Consider the following 22,601-nt stretch of genomic DNA (forward strand, 5'->3'; position numbering starts at 1 on the left):
CGGCAAGCGGTGTCGTTTCCGTTTCAGTAGCGCCAGTATATAATGCCGCAGATTTTGTGTGTGCTTTGTCCCAGCGAAGGATGAAGTTCACGGGAGCGAAAGACCTTCATTGCGCATTAGAACGCAAAACGCTCTCAAACCCTGAAAAGGTCGATGTATGACCAGATGGTTGCTCGCTTTCGGTGTCCTGATTCCGCTTTTCGGCGCTCAGGCTACACAGGATCCGGAAGCGGTGTACAACCGAGTTTGCGTGGCTTGCCATGCCGGCCAGCTGCCGAACGCCCCCAAGCGGGGTGACCAGGCAGCCTGGGCGCCAAGACTGGCGCAGGGCATGGACACGCTGGTGCAGCACGTAGACCAGGGTTTCAAGGCAATGCCGCCGCGTGGTTTGTGCATGGACTGCAGTACTGAGGATTACCAGGCCGTCATTGAGTTGATGGTGAGTAAACCCGGTAGATAACTCTTAAACCCTTAGCCGTAGTTGGATTAGCTGATGAACAAACTGATCGTGAGTCTGCTGTTGACCTTGGGCGTCACCGGTGTTGCCTTTGCTGCAGAGGGCCCCCTTAAAGGTGATGCCACTGCCGGCCAAGCGAAAGCTGCCGTGTGTGGTGCCTGCCATGGACCGGACGGTAACAGCCCGGCTCCGAACTTCCCCAAACTGGCCGGCCAGGGCGAACGTTACCTGACCAAGCAGATGCACGACATCAAGGATGGCAAGCGCACGGTACTGGAAATGACCGGCTTGCTGACCAACCTCAGCGACCAGGACCTGGCAGACATCGCGGCGTATTTTGCCAGCCAGAAAGGCAGTGTGGGAGCTGCCGATCCGAAATTGGTCGAAAAAGGCCAAGCATTGTTTCGCGGCGGCAAGCTCGCTGAAGACCAGCCTATCGGCGGCATGCCCGCCTGCAAGGCGTGCCACATTCCGGACGGCGGCGGCCTCGCCGCTGCAGGCTTTCCTCACCTGAGTGGCCAGCATGCTCAATACACGGCCAAGCAGCTGAAGGATTTCCGCGAAAAAGTGCGCTACATCGACGGCGATGCCGGCAACAAAATGATGACCGACATCGCGGCCAAGCTCTCGGACAAAGATATCGAAGCGCTGTCCAGCTACATTCAGGGTCTGCACTGATCAGTCTGGCAACGTTAACACTCGATTAATCCCGTGATGCAAGCATAAAAAGGGTGGCCCAGGCCGCCCTTTTTTGTGGCCGGTGCCGTTACACTAACGAACTCATGCCCGCGTAGACCTGTCACAACAAAGGTCGCGTGAGGCGACTTTATTTGTCCAGGAGTAAAGCATGCGTAATCTGATCCTCAGCGCCGCTCTCGTCACTGCCAGCCTCTTCGGCATGACCGCACAAGCTGCCGACGTGCCGCTTGAAGCCGGTAAAACCTACGTTGAATTGGCCAACCCTGTACCCGTATCGGTACCCGGCAAGATCGAAGTGGTGGAGCTGTTCTGGTACGGCTGCCCGCATTGCTACGCGTTTGAACCGACCATCAACCCATGGGTTGAGAAGCTGCCTAAGGACGTGAACTTCAAGCGTATCCCCGCCATGTTCGGCGGCCCATGGGATGCCCACGGCCAACTGTTCCTGACCCTGGAAGCCATGGGTGTCGAGCACAAGGTGCATAACGCGGTATTCGACGCGATCCAGAAACAAGGCAAGCGCCTGACCAAGCCGGACGAAATGGCTGACTTCGTTGCCACCCAGGGTGTCGACAAGGACAAGTTCCTCGCCACCTTCAACTCCTTCGCCATCCAGGGCCAGATCAAGCAGGCCAAGGAACTCGCGCAGAAGTATGGTGTGCAAGGCGTACCGACCATGATCGTCAACGGCAAATACCGCTTCGACCTGGGCACTACCGGTGGTCCTGAACAGACCCTCAACGTTGCCGACCAGCTGATCGCCAAAGAGCGCGCAGCCAAGTAAGGGGCCCGCCATGCGCCGCTGGGGTACCGAACGCGTTGTTGGCCTGCATGACCCGCAGGTCAACGAACATCACCTGGAATCCACAGGCCTGCCGGCAGACAGCCGCTTGCGCCTGCTCAGCTTCAATATCCAGGTGGGGATCAGTACCGAGAAATACCGGCACTACCTGACCCGTGGCTGGCAGCACCTGCTGCCGCACAATGGGCGTGCCGGCAACCTGCAGAAGATCGGCAACCTGTTGCATGACTTCGACCTGGTTGCCCTGCAGGAAGCCGACGGTGGCAGCATGCGCTCCGGCTACATCAACCAGGTCGAGCACCTGGCCCAGCTCGGTGCCTTCCCCTACTGGTATCAGCAACTCAACCGCAACCTGGGGCGCCTGGCGCAGCACAGCAATGGCGTGCTCAGTCGCTTGAAACCATCCGCCATCGAAGATCATCCGCTGCCGGGCCCCAAGGGGCGCGGGGCGATTCTCGTGCGTTTTGGCGAAGGGCCTGAGGCCTTGGTGGTGGTGATGATGCACCTGGCGTTGGGTGCACGCACTCGCACGATGCAGCTGGCCTACATCCGCGAGTTGATTGGCAATTACAAACACCAGGTGTTGATGGGTGACATGAACACCCATGCCAACGACCTGCTACAGAATTCTCCGTTGCGCGACCTTGGGCTACTGGCACCGCAAGCCGAAGCCACGTTCCCCAGCTGGCGCCCGCAACGCTGTCTTGACCATATCCTGCTCAGCCCGACCCTCACGCTGGAAAGCGTGAAGGTGCTGGCGCAGCCCATCTCCGATCACCTGCCGGTCGCGGTAGAGATTCGTCTGCCGGGTTCGCTCACGGCTGATGCATTGCCCGCGTTGAGCCCCGGCCCTCGCGGACCCCTTGCATGAGCGACGACGCCCAGCGCTGGAAAGAAAAATACCTGAAGAGTATCGAGCAACAAGAAAAGCTCGAACGCCGCTGGGCTGCGCGCCTCGACCTGTTGCGCCGTGGGCTGGTGCGCAGCACGCTGGCCGCTGAAGGCACCGACCGTGCGGTCGATCAATGCATGAAGGAAATGCGCGACGTTGTCCGTAGCGATGATATGGACGCGGCCCTCGCGGCCTTGCTGCCGCGCCTGGAAAAAGCCGTGCTGGATTCGGAGCAGCGCCGCGAAACCCGGGTGGACCAGATGAGCACTGCGCTGACCTCCCTGGTCGCGCAGTTGCAAAAGCTGCCACTGCCGCGTGAGGTCGCACGCCCGCTGAAGACCTTCGCCAAGCAGTTGGACGGGCGTGTCAGCCAGGCCCGTGAGATCCCCTTGCTGCTCAGCGAGCTGAGCAACTTGCAAGGGCAGGCGCTGGATAATCTGGAACCGGACGGCGAGACCACGCGCCCAGGTCCCGGGTTGTTGCAGCGCCTGTTCGGCGCCAAGGAGACGGCCAACGAAGCGGTGGCCAGCGAGCCGGCCCCTTCGCCTGTTGCAACCAAACCGGTCGCCGTGGCTCAGGAGCCCGAGCAATCCGAGGAACTCACCCAGGCCTTGCGGGCCTTTGCGCCACAGCCGCAAGAGGCGGTTGCCCCGCCCCCTGAACCCGTCGCGCCGGCCAGCGTTGTCGAGGCGCCCAGTGAGACGTTGGCCTTCGAGGCCCCGCCTGCGGTGGCGCCCGTTGACGTGCCCGCAGTATCCAGGGTGCCCGAGTCGCAGAGCGAAGAACCCGCTCCCGAAAGCGCCCTCGCGGCTTTTATCGACGTGCCATCGGATGAGGTCGAGGCGCCGGACGAAACCACTATCGGCAGTCTGTCGCTGCCGCCTGTGCTGGAGCCCGACGAGCCCGATCCCGACGAGTTGCAAGCGGATGCCACCTATTCCCTGCCGGACTCGCCGGAGCCGTCCTACAGCTCTGTCGCCAAACATATTGAAGACACCCTGCTCGGCCTGCTCGAAGACCTGTCCTTGCCCGAGCGCCACAGGCCCCAGGCCGAAGCCATGCGTGAGCGCCTGGCCCACGGCCTGAACTGGTACGAACTGCTACCGATTCTCGATGATCTGGCCGTGCTGATGCTGGCGATCACCGACAGCGGCCAGCATGAGTTCGAGGCGTACCTCAAGCAGCTCAACGAGCGCCTCGAAGCCTTCCAGGGGCATTTGCAGGTCGCCAGCGACGGGCATGCGGACAGCCGATCCGCTGCCCGCGAGCTGGACACGCAGATTCGCGAACAGGTCGATGGCTTGCAAAGCAGTGTGCAGGACGCCGCCGACCTCGACAGCCTCAAGCACGTGCTGGAAAGCCACCTCGAAGGCTTGCTCGGCACCATGGACGAGCACCAGCAGCAACGCGACCAGCGCGAGCAGGAAGTGGCCGCGCGCTTGAAAGGGCTGGCCGAGCGGGTCGCCAATATGGAGCAGGAGGCCCAGGGCTATCGCGAACACCTGGAGGTGCAACGCCAGAAGGCCTTGATCGATCCACTCACCGGCCTGCCTAACCGCGCAGCCTGGAGCGAGCGCCTCGATCTGGAGGTCAACCTCTGGCACCAGCGCGGCAACAGCCTGTCGTTGGCGATGCTCGACCTGGATCACTTCAAGCGCATCAACGATGGCTACGGCCATCTGGCCGGCGACAAGGTGCTGAAGATCATCGCCAACGTGCTGCGCAAGCGCCTGCGGCCGAACGATTTTATCGCACGCTTTGGCGGAGAAGAGTTTGTGTTGCTGATGCCGGACTCCTCATTGGCAGAGGCCGTGGCGGCAGGCGATGCGTTGCGTGCAGCGATTGAGGCGTGCCCGTTTCACTTCAAGGGCGAGCCGGTAACGATCACCGTGTCCATGGGCGTCGCGCAGTTCCAGGCGGGCGAGCGCAGTGACCTGGCCCTTAAGCGTGCGGATGCGGCGTTGTACCGGGCCAAGGCTGCGGGACGCAACCAGGTGCAGGCGGCGTAAAAGATGTTCCATTTTGTAATTTGACCGCCGAGCCACAAACGGTACGTTACACTGTTGCATTATCGTCTTCAGCGTAATGCCTTCTGCCATGAAATCCCTGTACTTCGCCTTTTTGTTCCTTTTACTCGCGGGCTGCGCCAGTGGCCCGCGCCTGGACACCACTCACCCCTCGGTGAACCACGATAACCGCGTGCAGTTCGTGGTTGTCCACTACACCTCGACCAACCTTGAACGCTCCCTGGCACTGCTCACCCACGGCCAGGTCAGCAGCCATTACCTGATCGGCGATGACGCCTCTGCCACCATCTACAAGCTGGTCGACGAGAGCCAGCGCGCATGGCATGCCGGGGAAAGCGAGTGGATGGGCCGGACCTGGCTCAACTCCAGTTCAATCGGTATTGAAATCGTGAACCCCGGCTACAAGGACACACCGACCGGTCGCCTGTGGTACCCCTACTCCGAAGCCCAGGTGAAATCGCTGGTGGTGTTGCTCAAGGACATCAGCAAGCGCAATGGCATCGACCCCAAGAACATCATTGGCCACAGCGACATCGCGCCGCTGCGCAAGCTGGATCCGGGTCCGCTGTTCCCGTGGAAGCGACTCGCCGCTGAAGGGTTGGGGGTCTGGCCGGACGCGCAGGCTGTTGCCCGATTCCAGGTGCAGTACGCCGCGGATCTACCGAGTATCACGTGGTTCCAGGAAGAGCTGGCGCGCCTGGGCTACCAGACACCGCAGACCGGCGAGCTGGATGTCGCCACGCGGCATGTCATCGCGGCATTCCAGATGCACTTCCGGCCATCGCTGTTTGATGGCACACCGGACGCCGAAAGTGCTGCGATCCTGCGGGCCTTGAACCGCAGTTAAGGTGTTAACCGATTCAAAAAAGTGGGAGCGGGCTTGTTCGCGAAGGCAGTGTGTCAGTCATCAAATGCATGGACTGATCCCCCGCCTTCGCGGGCAAGCCCGCTCCCACTTTTTTGCGGTGACCGGACAGGTTACAGCGGCAACGCCATGTAGAACTGTGTGCCCTGCCCTGGCCGCGAGTACACGCCCATGCGGCCACCGTGCAGTTGCACGATTTCTTTGCACAGCGCCAACCCCAGGCCGGCGCCGCCTTTCTTGCGGCCCACCTGTACGAACGGTTCGAAGATCCGCCCTTGCTGCCCGTAGGCGATGCCTTCGCCGTTGTCCTCGACACTGATTATTACCCGCTCACCGTGGCGACGTGCCTGCAGGCGGATCTGCCCGCCTTCGGCGGTGTGGCGCAGGGCGTTGCCGAGCAGGTTGTCGAGTACGCGCTCCAGTTGTGCCTGGTCGGCATACAAGCGCGGCAGGTCGGACTGGGCTTCTACCAGCAGTTCGATGCGTTGCGCGTTGGCCGGTTCGACGAAGCGCGCACGCGCATGTTCAAGCAAGTCGGTGACATCGCACGCGCCCAGGGTGAGTTTTTGCAGGCCGTTCTGGTAGCGCGAAAAGTTGAGCAAGTCGTTGATCAGCTGCATCAGGCGCTGCATTTCTTCATTGACCGTATCCAGCAGGTCCGCTTCGCGCGAATCCGCCGGAAATTTCGCGCGCTCGCGGAACAGGCCGAACGCCATGTGCATGCCGGTCACCGGCGTGCGCAGCTCGTGGGAGGCGCGCAACACGAACTCGCTGCGCACGCGTTCGAAGGCGCGTTGTTCGGTGACGTCATGCAACACCATCACGGCACCGAGGATATGCCCCTGGGTATGGCTGACGGGCGTCAGGCTATAGGTCAGCAGGCGCAGCTCGCCTTCGACTTCCACTTCCAGGTCGTCCGGAGCGCGCTCCAGGTTGCCCCCACGCAGCACCAATTGCAGTTGTTCATCCAGTTCCGGGCGCACCAGTGCTTCACCCAGACCCTGGCCGAGACGTTCTTCATCCCAGCCCAATTGGCGCTGGGCGACGGGGTTGAGGTGCTCCAGGCGGCCCTGGCGATCGATCATCAGCAGGCCATCGTCGATGCTGTCGAGCACGGCTTGCAGGCGTTGCTGGCCGGCCAGCAGTTCGTCGACGTTGGTTGCCTGATGCTGGCGCAGGGCTTCGGCCATGATGCCGAAGCGACGGGTCAGCTGGTTCATCTCTGCCGCCGATGAGATCGGCAGCGTCACTTCGAAATCACCCTGCCCGATCTTGTCCGCCGCCTTGGCCAGCGCTTCGATCGGCCCGCCAAATCGCCGGGCAATGCCATGCGCGGTCACAAATCCGATGATCAATACCGCAAGCCCCACCAGCCCCAGTAAACCTGCGATCAATAGCGCCCGCTCGCGAGACTTGTGCTCGCTGTTGCTGATGTTTTCCAGCGCTTGCTTGTGCTCGTTGATCAGCCCGTTACGCAGCTCATTGAAGGTTTCGGTGAGCTTTTCCTTGGTACCCGGCGGTGGTTCTGCTTGCTGGGATTGGTCAAATGCCTCCAGCAATGCCTGGTACTGGCCTCGTGCCTGGCTGAATCCGGTCCCGTGACCGTCGCGCTGTTCATGGGCGATACCTTGGTCCAGCAAGTCGAAATAGCGCTGTTTGGAGGCTTGCAGGGCCTCCGGGTCCGGCGGCTCTTCGAGCATCATGATCAACTGGTCGCCCAGGCTCTGGCGCAGCTTGAGGCCCAGGTCCAGGGTGATGAAATTGCTGCGAATCAACGACTCCTGGGTCTTGGCCATTTGCATGACGCTCACCAGACCCAGGATCAAACCCAGCAGGGCGACGGTAATCAGCGCAGAAATACTCAGGAACAAACGAGTGCGCAGTTTCATCGCTAGCTTCATAGAGTGCTCACAGGTTGTACTGTTTGCGTTTGCGGTACAGGGTCGAGGCGTCGATACCCAGGGTGCGCGCGGCCTGGTCCAGGGTGTCGCTGGTGGCGAGGACGGCGCCGATGTGGGCCTTCTCCAGCTCGTCCAGGCTCAGTGCCGCGCCGATACGCGGCGCATTGTTGGTCGGCTGCTCGGCCATGCCGAGGTGGCTGATTTCAACTTTTTCCTGTGGGCAGATAATGCTGGCGCGCTCGACCACGTTGCGCAGCTCACGGATATTGCCCGGCCAGCGATAGTTCAACAGCGCCTCACGTGCTTCATCGCTGAAACCGCGCGCCGGCCGTGCGTATTCCTTGACGAAGCGGGCCAGGAAACGGTCGGCCAGGGTCAGGATGTCCTCGCTGCGCTCGCGCAGCGGCGGCAGGTGCAAGGTGATCACATTGAGGCGGTAGAGCAAGTCTTCACGGAAGCGGCCGTCGCGCACCATGTCTTCCAGGTTCAGGTTGGTGGCCGCCAGGATCCGCACGTCGGCACGGCGGGTGACCGGGTCGCCCACGCGCTCGTATTCCTTGTCCTGGATAAAACGCAGCAATTTGGGTTGCAAGGTGAGGGGGAAATCGCCGATCTCGTCGAGAAACAGCGTGCCGCCGTCTGCCTGGTTGACGCGGCCCAAGGTGCTTTCACTGGCACCGGTAAACGCCCCCCGGCTATGGCCGAACAGCTCGCTCTCCATCAACTCTGCCGTCAGCGAAGGGCAGTTGATGGTCACGCAGGACTTCTTCGACCGCTTGCTCCAGCCGTGAATGGCCCGGGCCAGCTCGCCTTTACCGGTACCCGACTCGCCGAGAATCAGGATGTTGGCATCTGTGCCGGCCACTTGGCGCGCGGTTTCCAGTACCACCATCATCGAGGGGCTGTGGGAATCGAGGCCGTCTTTGGGCTGGCGCACTGCGCCTTCCAATGCTTCCAGGCGTGCAGAGAGTTGGCGCACTTCCAGTTGCTTGGCGGTGGCCAGGCGCAATTGGTCGGGGCTGCAGGGCTTGACCAGGTAATCGGCCGCACCCGCCTGGATCGCGTCCACGGCGGTATCCACTGCCGAATGGGCGGTCACGATGACCACGCGCATCCACGGTGCTTGTATGCGCATTTGGGCCAGCACATCCAGGCCGTTGTCTTCGCCCAGGCGCAGGTCGAGGAAGCACAGGTCGAACACCTGGCGCTGCATCAAGGTATCGGCCTGGGCGGCACTGTTGGCGGTGGCCACGGTGTAGCCTTCATCTTCCAGGCAATAACGGAAGGTGCGGAGGATCGCGGATTCGTCATCCACTAAAAGAATGCGGCCTTGAAGTTCCTTGGCTGATTCCATCTGTCCCGCGCTCCTTAACTATGAATGATGGTGTTTAGTCCCGGAATAATCGGGCAAGTTGCATGGTCTATTCTGATCGATAATAGGCAGCATCGTGCAGCTATCTGCGCGGTGTCCTACAAAGCCCTGCCTGATGGCGTTTTCATGCCGTCTTGCCCCTTCGGCAACATTCCCTCTGCTTTCTATCCCTCGACCCGACCACTGACCATCGTGCATTTCGCACGGCGTACAGGGGGGCATCGTGCAGGATGCTAGGCGATTGCCCTAACGCATATATTTAACCTATTGATTTTATTGAGTTTTATTTTGCAAAAAAGCTGGCATGCGCTCTGCAATAGCTATCCCAACGAATAATCAGAATGCGGGAGAAATGCAGCATGACTCGCCAAAGCCTCAACCAACTGCGTGTATCGCCACTGCGCTTGCAACAAGGTCTGTTTGCCAGCCTGGCCTTGATGGTCACGCTGATTGCAGGCCAGCAGTTTCAGCATTGGCAGCAGAGTCAGCAGCAGACCCCGCAATTCGAACGTCCGGTGATGACCCAGACGCATTTTCGATCCGTCGGTAGCGTGACTGCCGATGTGACAGCCCCGCAATTGCGCGTAGCCGACCAGGATTCAACCCTGGGCGAGCTGCCAACCCAAGAGCGCTGGGTGTTCTAGGCAAGAACGTCGGGGGCTCGTTTTGAGCGTCCGTACCGCACTACCGCTGTTACCTCTAAAAGAAGCGTAAGGAGAATCACCATGTTGAGTTGGGCAATCACATTTCTGATCATCGCCATTGTGGCTGCAGTCCTGGGCTTCGGTGGTATCGCGGGCACCGCCACGGGTATCGCCAAGATTCTCTTTGTCGTCTTCCTGGTGATGTTCATCGCTTCGTTCTTCTTTGGTCGTCGCGGCCGAGGCTGAACATGACCACTTCCTTTAAAGCCATGGCTGCCGCCCTGCTCCTGGGCGGCAGCGGCCTGGCGATGGCCGCCAATGACGGTCAATCCCGGGCCAACGAACTGCTCAGCGCGGACCCGCAATACCGTGAGACCTGGCAAAGCGTGGTGAAGAAAGAAGAGCGCCTGCCTGAATGGGTGATGAACCTGTCAGGCACGGCCGAACAAATGAATGCCGTGGAAGAAGATGGCGACAAATACTTGGTGGGGCCGCTCTGTGAAACCGCAGACACATGCCTGAACAAGCGCCTGATCGTTGCCTTCAGCTTCGACAAGGATGATGCCTACGCCATGTTGGTCGAAGTCCCTGCCGGCTTGCCGGCGGACAAGTCGCCGACTCGGCACGCCGATTACCGGTTTATCGGTAAGCCGGATGAAGGCATGCAGAAGCTGCTGATGGACCAGCTGAAGAAAGATCCGAATTGGTACTAGGTTCCGTCTGACGCGTTTGTCGTCTGCGGGATCAGCGTCCATAGAAAGAAGCCCCTCGCTTCTTTCTGTCTGCCTCACTCGCCACGGGTGAGGCATGACCAGGGGGCCGGGTTGCTCTGATCAATCGAGATCGGCGTGACCTACGGGTACAGGGAGTGCCTGCGCAAGGGCCGGGTCAGGCGAAAAGCTGCGACGCAGGTTCACAAGTCCTCAAGCTTGCTGAACTTGCGGCGTGCTTACGCTGCTTACTTCCCTCCTCATACCGCTCTTAGCCGAGAATTTCCTTTCTGCCTGCACTTAACCATTACTTGGTGTGTACGAGCGACCATCTATCGAGAAAGTTTTGCCCTCGCTATAGGACATTTCTGACACGACGCCCATGAATTTCCAGGCATTTTTGCCAATGGCCTGAAGTCGTCCTGAATCTCTGAGCGAGCCTGAATTGGCCGGTTCACGGCATGTTCACCTGCCAAAATGTCGCATTTGAACTGACCGATCAGACAGTTATTATGAAAAAAAGCCATGCCGATTCGGCATAGGGTAGGCGTTTACGGCATTAGACGTCGCCCCCTTGCATCGGAATAGTTGCGCCTTTTTTCGCCTGCCAGTAAGCCATTTCGGCCACGCTGCGGTGACCTTCCATGGAGGCAGATGCACACACTTTTTCGCTCTCGAGCGTTCCAGCTGGCGCATTTGCCTTAAGTCCACTTGAAGTAAGGGTAATGACATGAAGAAGGCAAAGCTAAGCCTCGCCTGGCAGATCCTCATCGGTTTGGTGCTGGGGATTGCAATCGGTGCAGTGCTCAACCATTTCAGTGCTGAAAAGGCCTGGTGGATCAGCAATGTGTTGCAGCCAGCGGGCGATATCTTTATCCGCCTGATCAAGATGATCGTGATCCCGATTGTGATTTCTTCGCTGATCGTCGGCATTGCCGGGGTCGGTGACGCGAAAAAGCTCGGGCGTATCGGTGTCAAAACCATCCTTTACTTTGAAGTGGTCACCACCATCGCCATCGTGGTCGGCCTGTTGCTGGCCAACCTGTTCCACCCCGGTGCCGGTATCGACATGAGTACCCTGGGCACCGTCGATATCTCCAAGTACACCGCCACCGCTGCCGAAGTGCAGCATGAGCATGCGTTTATCCAGACCATCCTCAACCTGATCCCGTCGAACATCTTCGCCGCCGTCGCCCGTGGCGAAATGCTGCCGATCATCTTCTTCTCCGTGCTGTTCGGCCTCGGTTTGTCGAGCCTCAAGCCGGAGCTGCGCGAGCCGCTGGTGACCATGTTCCAGGGCGTGTCCGAGAGCATGTTCAAAGTCACCCACATGATCATGAAATACGCCCCTATCGGTGTATTCGCGCTGATCGCGGTGACTGTCGCCAACTTCGGCTTCGCCTCCCTGCTGCCGCTGGCCAAGCTGGTGATCCTGGTTTACGTGGCCATCCTGTTCTTCGCCTTCGCGGTGCTGGGCTTGATCGCACGCCTGTTCGGCTTCTCGATTCTCAAGCTGATGCGCATCTTCAAGGATGAGCTGGTGCTGGCCTACTCCACCGCCAGTTCCGAAACCGTGCTGCCACGGGTGATCGAGAAGATGGAAGCCTACGGCGCGCCGAAGGCTATCTGCAGCTTCGTAGTACCGACCGGCTACTCGTTCAACCTGGATGGCTCGACCCTGTACCAGAGCATCGCGGCGATCTTTATCGCCCAGCTGTATGGCATCGACCTGTCGATCGGCCAGCAACTGATGCTGGTGCTGACCCTGATGGTCACTTCCAAAGGCATCGCCGGCGTGCCGGGCGTGTCCTTTGTGGTCCTGCTGGCCACCCTGGGCAGCGTGGGTATTCCGCTGGAAGGCTTGGCGTTCATCGCCGGTGTCGACCGCATTATGGACATGGCGCGCACCGCGCTCAACGTGATCGGCAACGCGCTGGCCGTGCTGGTGATCTCGCGTTGGGAAGGCATGTACGACGACGCCAAGGGCGAGCGCTACTGGAACTCCCTGCCGCACTGGCGCAGCAAGCAGGCGCTGCCGGCCGGCGAGACCAGCCGCGGCTGATGCTGGCGTGATCTGAACAAACCCCGGGAAATCCGGGGTTTGTCGTTTCTGCCAGCCCCGCTATCATTCGCCCCATCTTTCGGGGGATTCAACTGATGCTCAATGGCCTGTGGCTTGGCTTCTTTGTCGTGGCAATGGTGTCAGCACTGGCGCAATGGCTGGTCGGCGGTAACGCCGGGATTTTTGCAGCGATGGTGGAAAGTATTTTCGCCATGGCCAAATTGTCGGTGGAAGTGATGGTGCTGCTGTTCGGCACGCTCACGTTGTGGCTGGGCTTTCTGCGCATCGCCGAAAAAGCCGGAATCGTCGACTGGCTGGCCAAGGCCCTCGGCCCACTGTTTCGTCGCCTGATGCCCGAGGTGCCCGCCGGTCACCCTGCCATCGGCCTGATCACGCTCAACTTCGCCGCCAATGGCCTGGGCCTGGACAACGCCGCGACGCCCATCGGCCTCAAGGCCATGAAGGCGCTGCAGGAACTCAACCCCATCCCCAACACCGCGAGCAACGCGCAGATCCTGTTCCTGGTGCTCAACGCGTCCTCGCTGACGCTGTTGCCGGTGACGATCTTCATGTACCGCGCCCAGCAAGGCGCCGCGGACCCGACGCTGGTGTTCCTGCCGATCCTGCTGGCGACCAGTGCGTCGACCCTGGTGGGCCTGCTGTCGGTGGCGGTGATGCAGCGGCTGCGGCTGTGGGACCCGGTGGTGCTGGCGTACCTGATTCCGGGCGCGCTGGTGCTGGGCGGTTTCATGGCATTGCTGGCGACATTGTCTGCCACCGCGTTGGCGGGGTTGTCGTCGATCCTCGGTAACCTCACGTTGTTCGGCCTGATCATGCTGTTCCTGGTGATCGGCGCGTTGCGCAAGGTCAAGGTGTACGAGGCGTTTGTCGAAGGCGCCAAAGAAGGCTTCGACGTCGCCAAGAACCTGCTGCCGTATTTGGTGGCGATGCTGTGCGCCGTGGGCGTGCTGCGCGCTTCCGGAGCGTTGGATTTCGGCCTGGAAGGCATTCGCCATCTGGTCGCCTGGACCGGGATGGACACACGCTTTGTCGACGCGTTGCCGACGGCGATGGTCAAGCCGTTCTCAGGCAGCGCCGCACGGGCGATGCTGATCGAGACCATGCAGACACAGGGCGTGGACAGCTTCCCGGCGTTGGTGGCGGCGACGATTCAGGGCAGTACCGAGACCACCTTCTATGTGCTGGCGGTGTACTTCGGCTCGGTCGGCATCCAGCGCGCGCGGCATGCGGTGGGGTGTGCGTTGCTGGCGGAGTTGGCCGGCGTGGTGGCGGCGATTGCGGTGTGCTACTGGTTCTTTGGCTGATACCGCTATCGCAGGCCGGCTCCCACTCAGAATGTATTCACCGTTCAAATGTGGGAGCGGGCTTGCCCGCGAAGAGGCTCTCAGCGTTTAGGAGCTGCATTGCCCTGCTGCACCACCCAATCCACCACCTGCTTGTTCAACTGATCCCCCGCCTGCCCAAACCCGGCCACCACCGCTGACACCTTGGTGTCGCTTACCGGCTGGTGAATCTCAAAGCGGCGGCTGGCAATAATGCGCTGGTCACTGCCGCGTACCAGGCGTGCGTCGAGGCGTATCACCACCTCCACCGCACTGCCGCGGTATTCACTCTGGAACGCCAGCAATTGCCCGCCCAACTCATAGTCGGACTGCAAGTTGGTGTCGTCGGTACTCAGCAGCGTCACTCGGCCATCCCGCTGGAAACCATCCATGAAGCGATTGCGCAGCAGCACCGGCGACGGATCGCTCCAGCGTGAGTTGGCGTAGCTGCTGATCAGGTCGCCATTGGGCACCACGGCAATGCGCGGGCTGTCGAGGAATTCGCTGGTCTGCGGCTTGTTCACGCGCAGCGACCAGCTCACCGGGGTGCCCTGGCTCGCGGTCTGGCTCGAGGCCAGGCGGTACACGTCCGAAGGGTCGGCCTTGGGCAATATCGAGCATGCGCTGACCAGCGCCAGGGCCACGGGAATGATCAGTTGGTAAGCACGCTTCATGGCGTGAACTCCTTGTTCTTGTCGCTGCCCAGCAGGTAGCCGCTGGGGTTGGCTTCCAGGCGGCGAGAGATGGCACGCAGCGAGCCGAGGGTCTCACGCAGTTCGCGCACGGCCGGCGCCAGTTCGTTGAGGCCCTGCATGCCGCTGTTCACCGAGTCCTTGTTGTTGGTCAGCAAGGTGTTGATGGTCGCGGTGCTTTGCTCCAGGGATTTCATCGCCTGCTCGGCGCTGCCGAAGGCCTGTTTGCCTTGGTCGTTGAGCAGGCCGTTGGCGTTGCGCATCAGCGTGGTGGTTTGCTCGAGCGCGGCGCTGGCCTGCTTGCTCACCTGCATCAGTTGCTGCATCACCACCTTGATATCGCCGCGCTGGTCGGCGATGGCGCCGGTGGTTTGCTGCAGATTGTCCAGGGTGTTGCTCAGGCGTTCGACGTTCTCCCGCGAGAACATGTGATTGGCGTTGTGCAGCAGCAGGTTGATGCTGGTCATCAGGTCGTTGCTGTTATTCAGCAGGCGGGCAATCGGCGATGGCGAAGCGATAATCTCCGGCAGGTTGCCGTCCTTGCCCTTGAGTTCCGGGCTTTGTGGCGTGCCCCCGCTGAGCTGGATGATCGAGGTGCCGGTGATGCCGGTCAGGGCGAGCTTGGCCTGCGTGTCTTCCTTGATCGGCGTCTGGCCGGCCAGGCGGATGCGCGCCAGCACCCGGCGCGGGTCGTTGGGGTCCAGGCGCAGGCTGATCACATCGCCGACCTTGATTCCGCTGTATTGCACCGAACTGCCCTGGGACAGGCCGCTGACCGCCTCGTTGAAGATCACTTCGTAGTCCTGGAAGGCCGTATCGACGCTGGACTTGGCCAGCCACAGGCCAAACAGCATCGCGCCGACCACCACGATCACGCTGAACAGACCGATCATCACATGATGGGCTCGGGTTTCCATGTCATACCTCGTTGAGCGGTTGAGCGGCATCCAATGCCGCGCGGCCCCGGGGGCCGTGGAAGTATTCGTGAATCCAGGCGTCGTCCGTTTCCGAGACGACATCGATGGCATCGGCCACCAGCACTTTCTTCTGCGCCAGCACCGCCACGCGGTCGGTGATGGTGTACAGCGTGTCGAGGTCATGGGTGACCAGGAACACGCTCAGGCCCAGCGCATCGCGCAGGGTGAGGATCAGTTGGTCGAATTGCGCCGCGCCGATCGGATCGAGGCCGGCGGTGGGTTCGTCGAGAAACAGGATGTCCGGGTCCAGCGCCAGCGCGCGGGCCAGGGCGGCGCGCTTGATCATGCCGCCGGACAGCGACGCCGGGTATTTGTCGGCCGCCGACAGCGGCAGCCCGGCCAGGGCCAGCTTGACGGCAGCCAGGTGCTCGGCGTCGGCGCGGCTGAGGCCGGCGTGTTCGATCAGCGGCAGCGCGACGTTCTCGGTCACGGTCAGCGAGGAAAACAGCGCGCCCTTCTGGAACAGCACACCGAAGCGCCGTTCCACCTGCGAGCGCTCGTGTTCCGACAAGCTCGGCAGGTTCTTGCCGAATACCCGCACCTCGCCCGCGCTGGGGCGCCGCAGGCCGACGATGCTGCGCAAGAGCACCGACTTGCCGCTGCCGGAGCCGCCGACCACCGCGAGGATCTCGCCCTTGTACAAGTCCAGGTCGAGGTTCTCGTGCACGCTCTGTTTGCCAAAGCGATTGCACAGGCCACGCACCTCAATCACCGCCTCGGCGGGCGCACGGTGTAGACGACTCACCAGCCCATCTCCATGAAAAACAGCGCGGCGACCGCATCCAGCACGATCACCACAAAGATCGATTGCACCACGCTGGAGGTGGTGTGGGCGCCGACCGATTCGGCGCTGCCGCTGACCTTGAAGCCTTCCAGGCAACCGATGGCGGCAATCAGGAAGGCGAAGATCGGCGCCTTGACCATACCCACCAGGAAGTGCTGCACGCCAATGTCCGATTGCAGCAGCGAGAGGAACATCGCCGGCGAAATATCCAGGGCCACCGCGCACACCACGCCGCCGCCGACGATGCCCGAGAGCATTGCCAGGAACGTCAGCATCGGCAGTGCCACCAGCAGCGCCAGTACCCGTGGCAACACCAGCAGCTCCATTGGGTCGAGGCCGAGGGTGCGGATCGCATCGATTTCCTCGTTGGCCTTCATCGAGCCGATTTGTGCGGTAAAGGCACTGGCGGTGCGGCCGGCAATCAGGATCGCGGTGAGCAGCACGCCGAATTCGCGCAGGAACGAGAACGCCACCAGGTCCACGGTGAAAATCGTCGCGCCAAAACTCTTGAGGACCGTGGCCCCAAGGAACGCCACCACGGCGCCGACCAGAAAGGTGAGCAAGGCGACGATGGGGGCGGCGTCGAGGCCGACCTGTTCGAGGTGCGCAACCATCGGCGTCAGGCGCCAGCGCTTGGGCCGGAAGATGCCGCGGGCGAAGGTTTCGAGGATCAGGCCGATGAAGCCCAGCAGTTTCTTGCTGTCCTGCCAGACCGTGTCCACCGCGCGCCCGATACGCGCCAGCACCTGGATGCCGGCGGTTTCTTCCGGGGCTTTGTCTGGCACACAAAAGTCATTGAGGGAGCGGTAGACGGTCTTGAGCAGTGCGCGGTCGGCAGCGCTGAGGCTGCAGTCGGTCTGCTCGGCGGATTGCTCGATGCGGTCGGGCCCCAGCAGCTCCACCAGCAACGAGGCACCGGCAGTATCCAGGGCGCCGAGGCCATTGAGGTCGATGCGCGCGCCGGCGTCGTATTGGCCGTCGAGTTTGTCGGAAAGCTTTTTCAGGCTGGCGTAGTGGGCAAGCGTCCAGTCCCCCGTAATCCTGAGTAACGGAGGGGCGGTAGACGTATCGAGATGGGCGGCGCCGGCCGTTGTGCTGCTGGTCATAAGCTCCGAGCTTGTCTGGCTATCCACAATTGCTACGTAATAGCACGATCCGGCCTACTTTGGGTTGTCCGTTTGTGCTGCGTCCGCCACTTTGAAGCGCAGGACGCCGATCACTTGCCCGTCCTCGGTCAGCACCTGTACTTGCCAGCGGCCCACCGCGTCGGCCGGGAAATTCTGCTTATGGGTCCAGGCGCGATAGCCTTCCTTGCGCCCGCCGTGGATATCCAGGGCGATGCGGTCGACTTCTTTGCCGTTGAATTTCCACACATGGTAAATGCGCTCATCCAGCCCGCGCGGCGCATTGATCGCCGTGTAGGCGTACAGCCCGCCGCTGCGCAGCTGGGCGGCGGTGACTTCTTTGAGATCGTCACCCGGCGTGCGGTCTTGCAATTGTGTGCTGATGGCCACTTCGGTCATCCACAGGGTGGCCGGCGGCACCCAACTGCGCAGGAACCAACCGGCGCAGCCGATAGCGGCGGTGACCCCCAGCAGCATCGCCCAGCCCTTGAGGCTGCGCAGCGGCAGGCTTACCGCCAGGCTTGGAATCGACAACGCCATGGCCACGCCGAGGGCGAGCTTGTAACTTTCGGCGGTGGTCAGGTGCAGGATGATCGGCAGCGCGGTGAGCAGCGCGGCGAACAGGGTCAGGGTGTGCAATGCCAGGAACAGCGAGCGCTTGGGCGCCAGCCACTTGTAGTAGAGCGGGTCGGTGATCGACACCAGCGCTGCAGCGCCGAGCAGGCCAGTGAACACCGACTGCCCGCTGTTCCAGGCGGTGGTGACGAAAAAGAACGGCAGCACAAAAAACAGACTTTCCTGGTGGATCATCTGGGTCGCGTAGCGCAACAAGGGTTCGGGGATTTCGCGCTTGAAGACTTTGGTGAACAGCTGGGTAAAGCTGTTTTCGAGCATCAACCACAGCCAGCTCACCAGCATGATCACTGCGATCCAGCTGGCCATGCCCTGCTGTCGGTCTACCAGGATGAAGCTGCACACACCCGAGATAAACCCGCCGAGTGCAATCACCCCTGGGTAGCGCTTCATCAGTTCGAGGACGCGCTGGATAAGACGGGTCAGGTTTGGCATTCGGCAGTTCGCAGTCTTTGTAGGAAAAAATCCCAGACAGAATAACGTCTTAGCCCTGGGTTCGGTGCCTCATTACGCGACTCGTTTGCGATAAACCCGCACGCCGATCAACACAATGGCGATCAGCCCGAGCAGGCCGGCACCGATCCAGCTGAGCATGTCGTAGCTCAGCAGCGGCTTCTCGATGCGCCAGTAGCCCGGTTGCTTGAAGACCTCGCGCATCGCCTGGTTGGTCTGGTCCAGGCTCACGGCCTTGATCCGTTTGACCGGGTCGCTGAAGTGCCCATTGTGGTAATCGCCCGAGGCGCTCCAGTAATAATCGGCCAAGGCGCTGTTGCCCTGCACGGCCCAGGCCTGGCGGGCGACGGCGGCCTGCTGGAGGCGACTGAACACGGCGGGGTCGAGGCCGTCCTTGAGCAGTTGCGCCTTGAGCGCTTGCAGCACGTGTTCGGCTTCGGGGAGATTTTCTCGCTCGAGGTCGGCATTCAGGCTGAGGAAACCGACGCCGCCGAGCACTTCGCGCTCGCTCCATGGGCCGTAGGACAAGGCGTGCTTGAGCCGTAGTTGGCGGTACAGCGCCCAGTCGAGGTAGTCCTTGAGCAGGTCGTAGGTTTCATCATGCTGGTCATCCAGCACCGGCTCGGGGAACAGCCAGTGCAGCTTGGCGCTGTCGCCGACCCAACCGTGGATCAACTCGCGATGGCTGGCGGCGGCGTGCTGGATGTCCGGCAGCGCCAGATGCTCGCTGGGCTCCACCGGCTCAAGTTGGCCGTAAGTGCGCTCCAGGTAGGCGGGCAGCAGTTTGTCGAGGTCGCCGACGATGATCAGCGTCATGTTGTTGGGCGCGTACCAGTTTTTGCGCAGGTTCTCCAACTGGTCGCGAGTCAGCTGATTGACCTCGGCGCGTTCGGCACATTTGAGCCCCAGTTCGACGGCCAGTTGATTGCTGGCGGTGTGGCCCAGGTCCTGGCGGTCGAGCAGGCGTTGCAGGTGTGAGTAATGACCACCGTCCTCGCGCTCCACCACCTGCTTGGCTGCCTGGATGTTGGCGTCGGTCAGTTCGGTGCGGGTGATGATCGCCAGCAGCAGGTCGAGCACCTTGCGCTGGTTTTGCGCGGGGGCTTCGATCACGAAGGTGGTGTCGGCATTGCTGGTGTAGGCGTTCCACTCGCCGCCCAGGGCCTGCATGCGGTCTTCCAGTTCGCCTTCGCCGCCGCCGTCGAGGCCGCTGAACAGCAAGTGTTCGAGCAGGTGCGGCAGCTCCTTGTCTTCGCAACTGAAGTCATCCAGGCCTACACCGACCACCAGTCGGATCGCCACGTGCCCGCGCTCGGTGCCCGGCTTGAGCAGCAATTGCAGGCCATTGGGCAAGGTGTAGCCCTCGACTTGCAGGCGGTCAAAGGCAAAGGCATGGGCGGAACCCATGAGCAGGCAAGCGAATAACAGGCGACGCATAACAAGCTTCCTGGCGTGTGAGGTCAGTTTTAACTGACTTCACGCGCCATCATCCGTTCAGGGTGAATGCGTGATGTCGGCAATATCTTCGGCGGAGAGCGCGCCGGTGTCGGACGTTTCCAACACTACATAAGCACTGCTGCAAAACAACGAGTTCAGACGCTTCATGTCGGCAATCAGCTCCAGGTGCAGGGAACTGGTCTCCAGGCTTTGTACGACTTTGCGTTGCAGGCGGCTGACATGGGCGTGGGCCAGGCGCCGTTCCTGGGCGCGGAAACGGCGCTTTTCGCGCAGCAGTTGGCGGGCGCTTTCCGGGTCGGCGCTGAGGAACACCGACAGGCCCAGGCGCAGGTTGGCGATCAACTGGCTGTGCAGGCCGCTGAGTTCTTCCAGGCCGACCTCCGAAAACTGCCGGCGTTGCGAGGTTTTCTGCTGCTGGACTTTGCGCAGCATGCGTTCGATCAGGTCGCCGGCCAGTTTCAGGTTGATCGACAGCTCGATGATCTCGGCCCAGCGGCGGCTGTCCTGCTCACTGAGGTCCTCGCGCGGCATTTGCGCCAGGTAGAGCTTGATCGCGCTGTAGAGTGACTCGACGTCGTCGCTGAGGCTGCGCATCTCCTGGGTAATGGCGGTCTGCTTGCCGCGCAGCACTTCCTGCATGGCGGTGAGCATGTTGTCGATCAGGTCGCCCAGGCGCAGGGTTTCGCGTGCGGCGTTGGCCAGTGCCAGGCTGGGGGTGGTGAGCGCGGCGAGGTCGAGGTGACGCGGCTTGGCCGTGCCATTGACCTCCTCGCGCTCCGGCAGCAGCCAGGCGCACAAGCGCGACATCGGGCCGATGCTCGGCAGCAGGATCAGGCAGCGGCTGACGTTGTAGAGCAGGTGGAAGGTGATGACCATGCCCTGGGCGCTGTAGTCCAGGCCGTCCATCCACAATACGAGCGGGTCGAGTACCGGGATGATCAGCAGCAGGCCGATCAATTTGTACAACAGGCTGCCCAGCGCCACCTGGCGACCGGCGGCGTTCTGCATGCTGGTACTGAGGAAAGCCAGCACACCACTGCCGATGTTGGCGCCGATCACCAGGCCGATGGCCACGTGCAGGCCGATCACGCCGGCGCCGGCGAGGGTCGCGGTCAGCAACACGGCCGCCAGGCTGGAGTAGGAAATCATCGCGAACAAGGCGCCGACCAGGGCATCGAGCAGGATGTCGCCGGTCAGAGAGGCAAACAGCACTTTCACACCCTGGGCATGCGTAATCGGCCCGGCGGCCTCAACGATCAGCTGCAGCGCGAGGATGATCAGCCCGAGGCCAATGCCTACACGGCCCAACTGCCCTGCCCGCGTCTGTTTGCGTGACAGGAAGAAGATCACCCCGAGAAAGATCAGCAGCGGCGACAGCCATGACAGGTCAAACGTCAGCACCCGCGCCATCAGCGCGGTACCGACATCGGCGCCGAGCATGGTCGCGAGCGCGGGCATCAAGCCCATCAGGCCCTGGCCCACGAAAGAAGTCACCAGCATCGCGGTGGCGTTGCTGCTCTGCACCATGGCGGTCACCAGGATGCCGGCGACAAACGCCAGCCAGCGCTTGGACATGTTCTGCCCGATGACTTGGCGCAGGTTAGAGCCGTAGACCCGCAGGATGCCGGTTCGGACGATATGCGTGCCCCAGATAAGCAGGGTCACGGCGGAAAGCAGATTGAGCAAGGTCAGCATGCTCGGCCCCCCGTGTGGGTTAGCTCAAAAAGAGCAAATGAGAATTGCCGCGTGCCGCTCTACGTCTTGTACTTAAGCTGTAGTTGGCGAATGGGCTGTGCGCCAGCATCGCATAGCTAAAGTCGTGATTGAAATAAAACTGTCATGAAATCAGCTTTTTGCAGAGGGAAAAAAGGGGCTCGAAAGCCCCTTTTCAGCAGCGGGTCAGGTTTATTGACCCGGAATGTCCTTGCGCAGTTTCACAGGATCCTGCTGTTTCTTCTTTTTCGCGATGGCAGTGCGCATCTTGATGTTCACCGCTTCCACCGCCAGCGAGAACGCCATGGCGAAGTAGACGTAGCCTTTTGGCACGTGCACGTCGAAGGATTCGGCGATCAGCACGGTACCCACTACCAGCAGGAACGACAGCGCGAGCATTTTCAGCGACGGGTGCTTGTCGATGAATTCGCTGATGGTGCCGGCCGCCAGCATCATCACCAGCACCGCGACCACGATCGCCGCCACCATCACCGGCACGTGCGAGACCATGCCCACGGCGGTGATCACCGAGTCCAGGGAGAACACGATGTCGATGATGGCGATCTGGATGATGGTGTAGATGAACTTGCCACCGGCGCCCTTCGGCTCGTCGTGGGTTTCGTCTTCACCTTCCAGGGCGTGGTACATCTCCTGGGAGCTTTTCCACAGCAGGAACAGGCCACCGAAGAACAGGATCAGGTCGCGCCCGGAAATGCCCTGGCCGAATACCACGAACAGGTCGGCAGTAAGTTGCATGACCCAGGTGATCGACAGCAACAGCAGGATGCGCGTGACCATGGCCAGGGCCAGGCCGAAGATCCGGGTGCGCGCTTGCATATGCTTGGGCATGCGGCTGACCAGGATCGAAATCATGATGATGTTATCGATGCCCAGGACGATCTCGAGGGCCGTCAGGGTGAAGAAGGCAATCCAGATTTCCGGATTGGTCAGCCATTCCATGTGTATTCCTTTGAGCAAGTGTTAAACCGCGCA

General features: G+C 61.4%; 21 protein-coding genes. 11 read left to right on the forward strand and 10 right to left on the reverse strand.

The window, feature by feature from the left end:
* Positions 1-157: 157 nt before the first annotated feature.
* The 6 genes from JFU04_RS29975 (at position 158) to JFU04_RS30000 (ending at position 5,724) form a co-directional block, all read left to right on the forward strand.
* Entirely contained in the window at positions 158-460 is a 303-nt protein-coding gene (locus JFU04_RS29975) for a c-type cytochrome (protein WP_065902820.1), read from the forward strand.
* Between the two features lie 33 nt (positions 461-493).
* Positions 494-1,135: a c-type cytochrome gene (locus JFU04_RS29980; protein ID WP_065902821.1), complete on the forward strand. Its 642-nt coding sequence runs from the start codon at positions 494-496 to the stop codon at positions 1,133-1,135.
* Positions 1,136-1,304: 169 nt separating this feature from the next.
* Positions 1,305-1,940 (forward strand): thiol:disulfide interchange protein DsbA, encoded by a 636-nt coding sequence (gene dsbA / locus JFU04_RS29985; protein WP_078826720.1) that lies wholly within the window; start codon positions 1,305-1,307, stop codon positions 1,938-1,940.
* Positions 1,941-1,950: 10 nt separating this feature from the next.
* Positions 1,951-2,829: an endonuclease/exonuclease/phosphatase family protein gene (locus tag JFU04_RS29990; RefSeq protein ID WP_065902826.1), complete on the forward strand. Its 879-nt coding sequence runs from the start codon at positions 1,951-1,953 to the stop codon at positions 2,827-2,829.
* On the forward strand, positions 2,826-4,859 hold the full coding sequence (locus JFU04_RS29995; protein WP_120447334.1) for a diguanylate cyclase: 2,034 nt from the start codon (positions 2,826-2,828) through the stop codon (positions 4,857-4,859). Before JFU04_RS29990 ends, JFU04_RS29995 begins: the two co-directional genes overlap by 4 nt.
* 88 nt (positions 4,860-4,947) lie before the next feature.
* Positions 4,948-5,724, forward strand: a complete 777-nt coding sequence (locus JFU04_RS30000) for an N-acetylmuramoyl-L-alanine amidase (protein ID WP_120447335.1) — start codon at positions 4,948-4,950, stop codon at positions 5,722-5,724.
* Positions 5,725-5,855: 131 nt separating this feature from the next.
* Here JFU04_RS30000 and JFU04_RS30005 read toward each other — a convergent pair whose 3' ends face one another.
* Positions 5,856-7,643, reverse strand: a complete 1,788-nt coding sequence (locus tag JFU04_RS30005) for a KinB sensor domain-containing domain (protein WP_120447336.1) — start codon at positions 7,641-7,643, stop codon at positions 5,856-5,858.
* 7 nt (positions 7,644-7,650) lie between these two features.
* Positions 7,651-8,997 carry a sigma-54-dependent response regulator transcription factor AlgB gene (algB, locus tag JFU04_RS30010; RefSeq protein WP_064053131.1) on the reverse strand — a complete coding sequence of 449 codons (1,347 nt, stop codon included), beginning with the start codon at positions 8,995-8,997 and terminating at the stop codon, positions 7,651-7,653.
* Between the two features lie 377 nt (positions 8,998-9,374).
* On the opposite strand from algB, the gene JFU04_RS30015 reads away from it, so the two are divergent.
* The 5 genes from JFU04_RS30015 (at position 9,375) to JFU04_RS30035 (ending at position 13,756) form a co-directional block, all read left to right on the forward strand.
* Complete coding sequence (locus JFU04_RS30015; protein WP_065902836.1) at positions 9,375-9,659, forward strand: hypothetical protein; 285 nt, start codon at positions 9,375-9,377, stop codon at positions 9,657-9,659.
* Between the two features lie 81 nt (positions 9,660-9,740).
* On the forward strand, positions 9,741-9,905 hold the full coding sequence (locus tag JFU04_RS30020; protein WP_003170804.1) for a DUF1328 domain-containing protein: 165 nt from the start codon (positions 9,741-9,743) through the stop codon (positions 9,903-9,905).
* A gap of 2 nt (positions 9,906-9,907) precedes the next feature.
* Positions 9,908-10,372: an inhibitor of vertebrate lysozyme family protein gene (locus JFU04_RS30025; RefSeq protein WP_201146272.1), complete on the forward strand. Its 465-nt coding sequence runs from the start codon at positions 9,908-9,910 to the stop codon at positions 10,370-10,372.
* A 727-nt stretch (positions 10,373-11,099) separates the two neighbouring features.
* Complete coding sequence (gltP, locus tag JFU04_RS30030; RefSeq protein WP_065902840.1) at positions 11,100-12,431, forward strand: glutamate/aspartate:proton symporter GltP; 1,332 nt, start codon at positions 11,100-11,102, stop codon at positions 12,429-12,431.
* 95 nt (positions 12,432-12,526) lie between these two features.
* Positions 12,527-13,756: a nucleoside recognition domain-containing protein gene (locus JFU04_RS30035; RefSeq protein ID WP_120447338.1), complete on the forward strand. Its 1,230-nt coding sequence runs from the start codon at positions 12,527-12,529 to the stop codon at positions 13,754-13,756.
* A gap of 80 nt (positions 13,757-13,836) precedes the next feature.
* Here JFU04_RS30035 and JFU04_RS30040 read toward each other — a convergent pair whose 3' ends face one another.
* The 8 genes from JFU04_RS30040 to JFU04_RS30075 all read right to left on the reverse strand — a co-directional run bounded on the left by JFU04_RS30040 (position 13,837) and on the right by JFU04_RS30075 (position 22,568).
* Positions 13,837-14,448 carry an ABC-type transport auxiliary lipoprotein family protein gene (locus JFU04_RS30040; protein ID WP_065902842.1) on the reverse strand — a complete coding sequence of 204 codons (612 nt, stop codon included), beginning with the start codon at positions 14,446-14,448 and terminating at the stop codon, positions 13,837-13,839.
* Positions 14,445-15,383 (reverse strand): MlaD family protein, encoded by a 939-nt coding sequence (locus JFU04_RS30045; RefSeq protein ID WP_065902843.1) that lies wholly within the window; start codon positions 15,381-15,383, stop codon positions 14,445-14,447. Before JFU04_RS30045 ends, JFU04_RS30040 begins: the two co-directional genes overlap by 4 nt.
* A 1-nt stretch (position 15,384) precedes the next feature.
* Positions 15,385-16,188, reverse strand: coding sequence for an ABC transporter ATP-binding protein (locus JFU04_RS30050; protein WP_065902844.1), 804 nt, complete (start codon positions 16,186-16,188; stop codon positions 15,385-15,387).
* The gene (locus tag JFU04_RS30055; RefSeq protein ID WP_065902846.1) at positions 16,185-17,333 is read right to left on the reverse strand and encodes an ABC transporter permease; all 1,149 of its coding nucleotides are present in this window, start codon (positions 17,331-17,333) and stop codon (positions 16,185-16,187) included. The genes JFU04_RS30050 and JFU04_RS30055 overlap by 4 nt, the downstream gene beginning before the upstream one ends.
* 54 nt (positions 17,334-17,387) lie before the next feature.
* Entirely contained in the window at positions 17,388-18,419 is a 1,032-nt protein-coding gene (locus JFU04_RS30060; protein ID WP_065902848.1) for a DUF5924 family protein, read from the reverse strand.
* Positions 18,420-18,491: 72 nt separating this feature from the next.
* A complete protein-coding gene (locus tag JFU04_RS30065) occupies positions 18,492-19,874 on the reverse strand; it encodes a M16 family metallopeptidase (RefSeq protein WP_120447340.1) in 1,383 nt (460 codons plus the stop codon).
* A 57-nt stretch (positions 19,875-19,931) separates the two neighbouring features.
* Positions 19,932-21,590: a Na/Pi cotransporter family protein gene (locus JFU04_RS30070; protein ID WP_065902852.1), complete on the reverse strand. Its 1,659-nt coding sequence runs from the start codon at positions 21,588-21,590 to the stop codon at positions 19,932-19,934.
* A gap of 210 nt (positions 21,591-21,800) precedes the next feature.
* Positions 21,801-22,568: a TerC family protein gene (locus JFU04_RS30075; protein WP_014716354.1), complete on the reverse strand. Its 768-nt coding sequence runs from the start codon at positions 22,566-22,568 to the stop codon at positions 21,801-21,803.
* Between the last annotated feature and the right edge of the window lie 33 nt (positions 22,569-22,601).

Source organism: Pseudomonas sp. TH21 (assembly GCF_016651025.1).
Lineage (GTDB): Bacteria > Pseudomonadota > Gammaproteobacteria > Pseudomonadales > Pseudomonadaceae > Aquipseudomonas > Aquipseudomonas aylmerensis.

What these genes read in the sequence shown, in the direction of transcription:
- JFU04_RS29975 (WP_065902820.1), top strand. Translation starts at nt 158, where the DNA reads ATGACCAGATGGTTGCTCGCTTTCGGTGTCCTGATTCCGCTTTTCGGC.
- JFU04_RS29980 (WP_065902821.1), top strand. Translation starts at nt 494, where the DNA reads ATGAACAAACTGATCGTGAGTCTGCTGTTGACCTTGGGCGTCACCGGT.
- dsbA (WP_078826720.1), top strand. Translation starts at nt 1,305, where the DNA reads ATGCGTAATCTGATCCTCAGCGCCGCTCTCGTCACTGCCAGCCTCTTC.
- JFU04_RS29990 (WP_065902826.1), top strand. Translation starts at nt 1,951, where the DNA reads ATGCGCCGCTGGGGTACCGAACGCGTTGTTGGCCTGCATGACCCGCAG.
- JFU04_RS29995 (WP_120447334.1), top strand. Translation starts at nt 2,826, where the DNA reads ATGAGCGACGACGCCCAGCGCTGGAAAGAAAAATACCTGAAGAGTATC.
- JFU04_RS30000 (WP_120447335.1), top strand. Translation starts at nt 4,948, where the DNA reads ATGAAATCCCTGTACTTCGCCTTTTTGTTCCTTTTACTCGCGGGCTGC.
- JFU04_RS30005 (WP_120447336.1), bottom strand. Translation starts at nt 7,643, where the DNA reads ATGAAGCTAGCGATGAAACTGCGCACTCGTTTGTTCCTGAGTATTTCT.
- algB (WP_064053131.1), bottom strand. Translation starts at nt 8,997, where the DNA reads ATGGAATCAGCCAAGGAACTTCAAGGCCGCATTCTTTTAGTGGATGAC.
- JFU04_RS30015 (WP_065902836.1), top strand. Translation starts at nt 9,375, where the DNA reads ATGACTCGCCAAAGCCTCAACCAACTGCGTGTATCGCCACTGCGCTTG.
- JFU04_RS30020 (WP_003170804.1), top strand. Translation starts at nt 9,741, where the DNA reads ATGTTGAGTTGGGCAATCACATTTCTGATCATCGCCATTGTGGCTGCA.
- JFU04_RS30025 (WP_201146272.1), top strand. Translation starts at nt 9,908, where the DNA reads ATGACCACTTCCTTTAAAGCCATGGCTGCCGCCCTGCTCCTGGGCGGC.
- gltP (WP_065902840.1), top strand. Translation starts at nt 11,100, where the DNA reads ATGAAGAAGGCAAAGCTAAGCCTCGCCTGGCAGATCCTCATCGGTTTG.
- JFU04_RS30035 (WP_120447338.1), top strand. Translation starts at nt 12,527, where the DNA reads ATGCTCAATGGCCTGTGGCTTGGCTTCTTTGTCGTGGCAATGGTGTCA.
- JFU04_RS30040 (WP_065902842.1), bottom strand. Translation starts at nt 14,448, where the DNA reads ATGAAGCGTGCTTACCAACTGATCATTCCCGTGGCCCTGGCGCTGGTC.
- JFU04_RS30045 (WP_065902843.1), bottom strand. Translation starts at nt 15,383, where the DNA reads ATGGAAACCCGAGCCCATCATGTGATGATCGGTCTGTTCAGCGTGATC.
- JFU04_RS30055 (WP_065902846.1), bottom strand. Translation starts at nt 17,333, where the DNA reads ATGACCAGCAGCACAACGGCCGGCGCCGCCCATCTCGATACGTCTACC.
- JFU04_RS30060 (WP_065902848.1), bottom strand. Translation starts at nt 18,419, where the DNA reads ATGCCAAACCTGACCCGTCTTATCCAGCGCGTCCTCGAACTGATGAAG.
- JFU04_RS30065 (WP_120447340.1), bottom strand. Translation starts at nt 19,874, where the DNA reads ATGCGTCGCCTGTTATTCGCTTGCCTGCTCATGGGTTCCGCCCATGCC.
- JFU04_RS30070 (WP_065902852.1), bottom strand. Translation starts at nt 21,590, where the DNA reads ATGCTGACCTTGCTCAATCTGCTTTCCGCCGTGACCCTGCTTATCTGG.
- JFU04_RS30075 (WP_014716354.1), bottom strand. Translation starts at nt 22,568, where the DNA reads ATGGAATGGCTGACCAATCCGGAAATCTGGATTGCCTTCTTCACCCTG.